Annotated in this window: 1 protein-coding gene; it reads right to left on the bottom strand. The window is 62.4% G+C overall.

All coding sequences use genetic code 11. The annotated features are described in order from the left end of the window. On the bottom strand, window positions 1-417 hold a 417-nt coding region (locus HV824_RS36520), incomplete at both ends, for an aldehyde dehydrogenase family protein (protein WP_176425353.1).

Raw genomic sequence — 417 nt, 5'->3', positions numbered from 1 at the left:
GCGCAGGCTGATGGTGGTGTTGACGCCGCCGGTGTCGACCGCGTCGTCAAACCAGCGCGCCGTTACCGTTTTCGTTTGCGTATAGAACTGCACGACCTGCTTGCCATACGGGCCCAGGTCGCCGAGCTTGGAGCCGCGCGAGCCGGTAAAGCTGAAGTACGGCACGGGCACCGGAATGGGAATGTTGATACCGACCTGCCCGACGTCGATCTCGCTCTGGAACTTGCGTGCTGATGCGCCGCTCTGCGTGAACAGGCCCACACCGTTGCCGAACGGGTTGGCGTTGACCAGCGCAATGGCGTCGTCCAGCGTAGGCACAGTCAGCGCCAGCAGCACGGGGCCGAAGATTTCGTTGGTGTAGATGTCCATGTCGGTCTTCACGTCGGTGAAGATCGTCGGGCCGATGAAGTTGCCGTC

Source organism: Myxococcus sp. AM009 (assembly GCF_013372605.1).
Classification (GTDB): Bacteria; Myxococcota; Myxococcia; order Myxococcales; family Myxococcaceae; genus Myxococcus; species Myxococcus vastator.
This window is presented reverse-complemented; position numbering and strand designations above follow the sequence as displayed.